We start from the raw sequence: 524 nt of genomic DNA on the forward strand, positions 1-524 counted from the left end.
CATTGTATTCAAAAAGAACTCGGGTATAGACGCTATGAGTTTGCCCATCGTTGGCATCTGAATACTCTGGATTTGCTGTAGCTACACCTAACTCATACAGGGCATTCCATGCCGGAGACAATGCTTCTTTGTAGCCTAAGCCAACGCCGGTTTGCCAAAAAGAATCAACAGAACCAGTCAGTTCGGAAGCAGTCTGATGTTGAAAAGCTGAGTTAATGTTCAGATAGAATCCATCATCTGCTAAGACCGAAGTTGAACAAAAAACAAGTAAAGCAATTACAGTACGATTCATAGGCCACTCCTTAGTGCTGCTCCCGCTATCCACCAGTAAGCATTCTGGACAATTTTTGCTGATGAGAATGTAACATTGGATTAATCTAAAGACCTAAAATGGGGATGTCAATTGGTAAATTATTGTTGCTTCAAATTCTTTTTGTCCAGCTATACAGCTGTCAGGTAGATGCCAACTTTTTGCCAAGCGAAGGTTGAATGCGTTTAATGTGGTTGATTTTGGGAGAATCTTT

General features: G+C 40.8%; 1 protein-coding gene. It reads right to left on the reverse strand.

The features are described from left to right. Nucleotides 1-292: hypothetical protein (locus ABD056_RS22855; RefSeq protein WP_343870608.1), on the reverse strand; the 292-nt coding region annotated here is incomplete at its 3' end. Nucleotides 293-524 lie beyond the last annotated feature (232 nt).

The organism is Caenispirillum bisanense (genome assembly GCF_039523075.1).
GTDB lineage: Bacteria > Pseudomonadota > Alphaproteobacteria > Rhodospirillales > Rhodospirillaceae > Caenispirillum > Caenispirillum bisanense.